Below are 6489 nucleotides of genomic sequence, written 5' to 3'. Positions count from 1 at the left end.
AATCCTTCCTTTGGTCGTGAGGTGTTTTTTCATCCTAAGGGTTACACCGATGAATCTTACGTTGGTATACCGCTTAACAAAGCAGCGGTAGATGGCTTAAAGCTAAGTCGTTTGACGCCAAATGTGCCTTATAGTGTCAAAGAAGGTGCTGATCTGAGTGAGGCCGTACAAATTGGATTGAAGGTCTGTGATGAGCAAGAGGATGAGCTTGCGAATTATTAAGTTCAGTTTCCCATGTGGGTGTCATCATAATTGATTAAATTATTCATATACAAAATAATAATACTGGATAGGTTCGCTCAATGTACTTTTTGATGGTATTTTAAAGAGTCATTTACAATAATGGATAGATAAAGTATAAAGTAGATATTAACAATAAAGAATGATGCGAGGGCGGTTATGAGCAACAAGGAATTTGTTCTACGAGCTTTAGGAGTGAGCGGTTTAATCCTCGTCTTGAGCACTATAGTCGTGACTAGATTTTTCTAATTGACTGTAGTAATCCTTAATGGGCTTACTTTCGATAAGTCGCTCTACCTGTCCAAGAACTCTCTAAAAAAGCCATCTAGTAGATTGGCTTTTTCTGTCTAAAATCATTTGTCATAACGCCCATTATACGATTTAACGAAAGGGTTTTTTATACCTTCTCAGAATGTTAAGTCTCAGGAAATTTGGGGTGGTTTAGTAAGAGCGTCTCCCAGCTCTGACACTAGAGCCAATTTTATAGTCTTTTTCAATTGAAAACTTTTATTATGACTAACAGTCTGGTCCGAATCATAACTTATACCGTCATAACAAATTGGTAGACTTAATAATAGCTCAGCAATATTTTAAACATTCGTTGTACAGACAGTCCAAATGTGTATCTCTATATTAGATATGTCAGCTTAATAATTGCTGACAGCCTATCCATCAATAAAAAAAATAAAAGATGGATGAGCTTGTTCTTGATATAGATGCGTTGACTTAAAAACGCATAAATAGAAAAGGAAAGCCATGATGAACAATCAAGATTTGAACGAACAAAGTATGGATGAGCAGTACAAAAACAATCAAAAAATGGATGATAACGATATGAACAATCAAACCCTAAAAGGCGAATGGAACCAACTCAAAGGTTCAGTAAAACAAAAATGGGGAGATTTAACAGATGATGATCTCACTCATATCGAAGGTGACCGTGACAAACTGGTTGGACGTGTCCAAGAGCGTTATGGTCATTCAAAAGAAGACGCTGAACGTGAGGTAGATGAGTGGCGTACACAAAACAACTATTGATGATTGAGTGTTTAATAATTAGACCCTAAAAATGTAAAAAGCCCGTGATTATGGTCACGGGCTTTTTTAGTCAATTCTGCTAATGATGTAAGTAAAGATGAGACGCTTAATAAGTACGGTTTCTTAGTTAAACTTGAACACATGGCGGTGAGCTATTTATATTAATACTTAATGGATTGCGCGCTTTCTCATACTTACTGCACTCCATCTGCCGGTGTTTGATCTAAGTTCGAGTTATTTTCATTAACAGTAACCGTATCATCCGTCTTTTGGTCATTTTCTACACTCCCATTACTAGAATAGTATGCTGTACCACCTGCACCTTCTACCTCCTCTGTAGGAGCAGGGGTTTGATCGTCAGCCTCGGTCGCTGTTTGCACAGGTGTCATTTCGCTAGATTCTGTATTAGGAGCCGGCTCTTCTGTCTCACTGCTGCAAGCGCTGAGACCAAAGAAACTCACCAAAAATACTATCCATAGTTTATTTTGAAGCGATTTAATAGGTACTGATGTTTTCATTTTAATATCCTTATTATAGTTTCTAGCAACAAAAAACATAGAGGATGGGCTAAAGCCCTAAATAATAAGATTTTAAATTAGTCAGTATGGCGATTTACAACCTCTATAATACTCTTACAAATAAGACTATTGATGCTGCGTAGCTTTTGCTCAGGGGCGCCTTGACAGATACTGCGAAAATCATACAGCTCATCTTTATAACCAATGCAATAAAAAAACGTACCGACAGGCTTATCCTTAGTTTCAGAGCCTCCAGACGTTAATAGTCCTGTACAAGCCACATATAAGTCGGCTTCAAACATGGTCTTAGACTTATTAACCAGTTCTTGGGTGACTTCTAAGGATTCAGGTGTACACTCAGCAATTAATTGGCTCGATATATTTAACACGTTCTTTTTTATCGCAACGTCATAGCATACCAAGCCGCCCATTAATATATCGCCTGAATAAGGACTCATAGAAAAGCGATGTGCTAGATAGCCCGCGGTCGCGCTTTCAATGAAGACTATGGTCAATTGCTTATCTGCCAACAACTTAGCACAGCTATCAGTCACAACGCCCTCCATACTAACATTAGAACAATCAAGGCTATTACAGTCCTTTCCTATTAAAAACTCAATTCATATAGTGATGAATTTACGTAACAGTATTTTTTAATTAAGCATACTTATAGCGAGCCACTCAAGCTCTTTTCTTGGTTCGGTTCCCTAGTGAGGACTTGAATGGAGTCGTGGATTAGAGAGGTTTAACACGGGGTGTTGAGTTTGGTAAATGCGTAGTACTCGTAGATGACGCTCTTGATAATCGGCGTATCAAGAGGCATTAAACGTAAAGTTGAAACCGACTGTCAGTATCTGGTAGTAAGGTCTAAGTAGTACCTTGTGAGCTGTGACGTGTTCGGGGCATAAGTAGTAAAAAAAGCGTCTACCCGCAACGCATGACAAACACTACAGTATGTTTTCAACCCCCTGTTGTGTAGGTAAGGGGTCTGACACTCGCCCAATCGGTTCCAATAGGTGGTTCTATTCATTTATGACTATAAGAATAGAAAATTATAAATTTAGTAGTCTACAAATCTTATTCAACAAGGTTAATTTGCCAGTTATTGGCTTGAATGACAATATTAATTTTGCGTAGTTTCATCGCTAGGTCATCGGCTTGCTTTTGTAACCCAGCTACTGAGACCATAATATTCCATTTAATTTCACGATGACTATAACGATCTGCCTCAGTGTCGGTCGCTTCAATTGCTTCAATTAATAGTTTGTGGCGCATCTCCAACGCCTCGCGTTCAACCAATAGCGTCAGCATTGATTGATCTTTATCCGTCTTAGCAACTGCATTGGTACGGTGAATACGTTCAATCAAAGTAGATAGCTCAGTAATGACTTGACTAGCCTCAATCATTAGATGACTTGGATCTTCATTTGGCGTATCGCCTTCTTGAACTTTAGCATTACTACGAATACGTCCTTTAATTTGAGCAAGTTTTTTTTGCATATCGCTACGAATAAGTAGGGCTTCTGCGAGTTTCATTTTTAGCTCCTTTTAACACCTTATTAGTATACCCCAGCGGAACCATCTGAAAAGGCTCATTAATCAATTAATAGACTACTCATAGTAGACTGCTGTAGTGGAACCACTTAATGAGTACTGAGCATCTTCGGTCTTTCCTTGGCTACATCAGCGATCAGATGCCGTGAGCACTTGGTCATTTTTTGAATATCAGAATAGCTATGACCTGATTTGAGCAGACTAGCGATGATCTTGCGCTTTTCCGTATCTTTCCTACGTCCTGAATACTTACCTTCTGCCTTAGCACGAGCAATACCTTGCATCTGACGGTTACGGCGATCCTCATAGTCTTTTCGAGCAATGGCTGCGAGCATATCCAGCATCATCGAGTTAATGGCCTGCAATACACTGCTCATAAATTCTGTACTGCTTTCAGATTGAAGCGCCATATATGAGGTCGGCAGCTCTTTTGACACGATAGAGAGCTTTTTTTCTGATAGCATTCTTTTGAGCGTATCCCAATCAGCTTGATTCAAACGTGCCAAGCGATCAATCTGCTCAACTAAGATAACATCGCCCTTATGAGCATCTTCAATCAGCTGCATAAGCTTTGGTCGCACTAAAATAGCTCCTGATTCGTTTTCGACATAGAAGGCAGCAATTTTGTGGCCATGATCGTTGGCAAATGCTATGAGTTCGCTTTTGGCACGCTTAGCGTCTTGCTCTTTGGTTGACGCTCGTAAATACGCTCTGATAAACATAAGCACCTAAAATAGTCTGTTATAAGTGGTTCCATTATACCAGTCTGTTTTAAGTGGTCTGTTAATAGGTTTGAAGGGTGAAATATCTGGTTCCCTTGGGGTATACATGGAAAGCTTACAAAATTTTGGAAATCATTTTTTACATTATTAATTAACTAAATCTTACGCTTACCTTCCAAAGACATCATATCAATCACAATCAAGACAACACCAATACATATACCAATAAATATCCCAACATCAGCAATATTAAAAATAGGATAATGCCAAACATCGGCATAATGTACATGGATGAAATCGATGACGTGACCATGTAGTAAGCGATCGATTAAATTACCAATTGCACCGCCCAGCACTAAGGCTAAACCGAGAGAAAGTAACTTAGTTTTTCGAGGGGCTTTAGGCAGATAAACTATCAAAAATAGCGACATCAATATTGCCATTCCTGCAAAAAACCACTTTTGCCAACCACCGGCATCTGCCAAAAAACTAAACGCTGCGCCATAGTTATAAGCGAGCGTCCAATTTAGAAACGGCTCGATCACAGGCACAGGTTCAAGAAAGGTTAGATTGGTCTCAGCTAACCATTTTGTCCACTGATCAAGTATGATTACAAACAGTGACAATAGATACCAATTAAGCGCAAGGCGACCATTAGCTACAATCTCTGGCTCACGTTTGGCTAGATTTGCGCGCATCGGTAATGACGTATGAGTAATATTTAAGGTGTCTTTAGAACCGTGGCTTGGTGTAACTGTACTTTTATCAGTCATAGAAGGCGTCTTTTTAAAATGGTAGTGCAAAGTTGAGTTAAAAGGTCAGTCTAAAATCGGATGCAAAGTTCAATATAATACTGGGTTTAACACTTGATAAATTTGATCGCCTATAAGGAATATTGCTTATATAGTTAATCCTTTATAAAAGAGCTACAGCGTTAACCTCGCTTGAATTATCACATATACATCTGCACTCGGTTGCCTTGTATCTCTTTTAAACTGAATCCACTATAGTAAGTAGCTACGTTAATTATAAATACTAACGAGACGAAAGCAATATAAAGCAAATACCAATCCCTAACCTTTTTTAACGGACTTGAAGTTTGGAAATATCGTAACTATCACTAATACAATGCTAGCTACAACTAAAATTAATGGACTCAATTGCAAAATATGGACTGAACCAAATATAAGAAAATATATACAAACCGATATAACCTGAAAATCGTAAGTATGGTCTTTAAAGAATTTAAATATAATAACTAAAAGAAGCGCTATACCTACTATGAGGAAGAAAGTTCCATCAAGAAACATGTCTTTCATAAAAAAATAATAGATCAAAGCAAATATAATATAAATGCCTAAACCAATTTTTCTATGAATTGAGTTTTTCTGTGTGGACTTAGTATTTTCTAGTTTATCTATCATTAAAGTTAGTAGCCTTTATCACCTAGCATAAAACTATGGTTTGAACATCTTTTCCCGTGCCGATCCACTCTAATAATTTTTTACCATAACGTCTGTCGTTGGAATACGTTCGATGCCTGTATAGGGAGCCAGATCAGTGAGAGCGCCTGATTGCTCCCTCATAGGTATTATCGACCCCTCCTAAGGCATATCAACCACCTTATGATTAAATGAGTCAATAGAATCAGCCCTATAGTAAATGGTAAAAAAAGAGAACTTTGAACTACTGCTTGTGTCGTAGTCAATTCGACCTCTTTCATATTAACTGCATACCAATTAATCGGATAAAAAACTTCACTAATCAGAAAAATTATCACAAAAGGTAAGGCAAATAGTAAGCCATAGACAGCTGTATATTGATAAGAAGACGGAGATAATTTATCAATGACACAATATACTATGGAGACCAAGGCTTGGTACAGCGCTGTAAAGATTAGTGCCAATGGCCACCAACCTTTAACGTCAATATTATTAGCGATTGTCACTTCATAAATTAAATACACAATATAAATAATCAGATACGGTATAAAAATCATCATAAATTTTTTAAGTGGCATGAATTAATCCGAGTTATTTAGTGATTTTTTATTCTAACCTTTCCCGCATAGATCATGAATATAGTAAGTACATTATGACTGTTTCAGTGAGCAAAGCCGTTGATACCAATAGCCTACAGCCTAGTATTCAAGTCCTCACTAGGGTACCGAACTATTAGCGTCAAAGCACACTCCATCAAAGAGTATCAATTTTCTTGTAGAGTTTCTTGGTTTAGTTGATAATATTTGATTAAAAAAAGCGTTGTATTTATATGCTTATCAGTTTTTTTGACCTCGTTTTATATTAAACCTAATTTATTGATACCTTGGTAAGGAAAGCCTAATGTTTAATTTCAGATTGGTAGTAGTAGGACTTGCCACACTTATATTTATGAGTATAGGTTGCAGTCACAAAGAG

The 6489-nt window shown here is 37.5% G+C and carries 6 protein-coding genes and 1 pseudogene; 2 read left to right on the top strand and 5 right to left on the bottom strand.

Annotated features, from left to right (window positions below; translation table 11 throughout):
* Both JMX13_RS13315 and JMX13_RS13310 read left to right on the top strand, forming a co-directional pair.
* Nucleotides 1-222, top strand: a pseudogene (locus JMX13_RS13315) (hypothetical protein); the annotation flags it as partial.
* Between the two features lie 774 nt (nt 223-996).
* Nucleotides 997-1278: a CsbD family protein gene (locus tag JMX13_RS13310; protein WP_413786324.1), complete on the top strand. Its 282-nt coding sequence runs from the start codon at nt 997-999 to the stop codon at nt 1276-1278.
* A 194-nt stretch (nt 1279-1472) separates the two neighbouring features.
* Here the strand turns inward: JMX13_RS13310 and JMX13_RS13305 are convergent, their stop codons facing one another.
* The 5 genes from JMX13_RS13305 to lspA form a co-directional block, all read right to left on the bottom strand.
* Nucleotides 1473-1739 (bottom strand): hypothetical protein, encoded by a 267-nt coding sequence (locus JMX13_RS13305; RefSeq protein WP_227671069.1) that lies wholly within the window; start codon nt 1737-1739, stop codon nt 1473-1475.
* Between the two features lie 134 nt (nt 1740-1873).
* Nucleotides 1874-2350, bottom strand: coding sequence for a CinA family protein (locus JMX13_RS13300; RefSeq protein WP_227522865.1), 477 nt, complete (start codon nt 2348-2350; stop codon nt 1874-1876).
* 523 nt (nt 2351-2873) lie between these two features.
* Nucleotides 2874-3332 (bottom strand): DIP1984 family protein, encoded by a 459-nt coding sequence (locus tag JMX13_RS13295; protein WP_025651570.1) that lies wholly within the window; start codon nt 3330-3332, stop codon nt 2874-2876.
* Between the two features lie 107 nt (nt 3333-3439).
* Nucleotides 3440-4072 (bottom strand): recombinase family protein, encoded by a 633-nt coding sequence (locus JMX13_RS13290; protein WP_201613286.1) that lies wholly within the window; start codon nt 4070-4072, stop codon nt 3440-3442.
* A 155-nt stretch (nt 4073-4227) separates the two neighbouring features.
* Nucleotides 4228-4845 carry a signal peptidase II gene (gene lspA, locus JMX13_RS13285; RefSeq protein ID WP_201613285.1) on the bottom strand — a complete coding sequence of 206 codons (618 nt, stop codon included), beginning with the start codon at nt 4843-4845 and terminating at the stop codon, nt 4228-4230.
* Nucleotides 4846-6489 lie beyond the last annotated feature (1644 nt).

The organism is Psychrobacter immobilis (assembly GCF_904846285.1).
Taxonomy (GTDB): Bacteria; Pseudomonadota; Gammaproteobacteria; order Pseudomonadales; family Moraxellaceae; genus Psychrobacter; species Psychrobacter immobilis_D.
The sequence above is the reverse complement of the archived record's forward strand: the minus strand, read 5'-3'. Positions and strand labels throughout refer to the sequence as shown.

Bases quoted from the DNA above. Each gene is read 5' to 3' on its own strand.
- JMX13_RS13290 (WP_201613286.1), bottom strand. From the start codon at position 4,072: ATGTTTATCAGAGCGTATTTACGAGCGTCAACCAAAGAGCAAGACGCT.
- JMX13_RS13295 (WP_025651570.1), bottom strand. From the start codon at position 3,332: ATGAAACTCGCAGAAGCCCTACTTATTCGTAGCGATATGCAAAAAAAA.
- lspA (WP_201613285.1), bottom strand. From the start codon at position 4,845: ATGACTGATAAAAGTACAGTTACACCAAGCCACGGTTCTAAAGACACC.
- JMX13_RS13310 (WP_413786324.1), top strand. From the start codon at position 997: ATGATGAACAATCAAGATTTGAACGAACAAAGTATGGATGAGCAGTAC.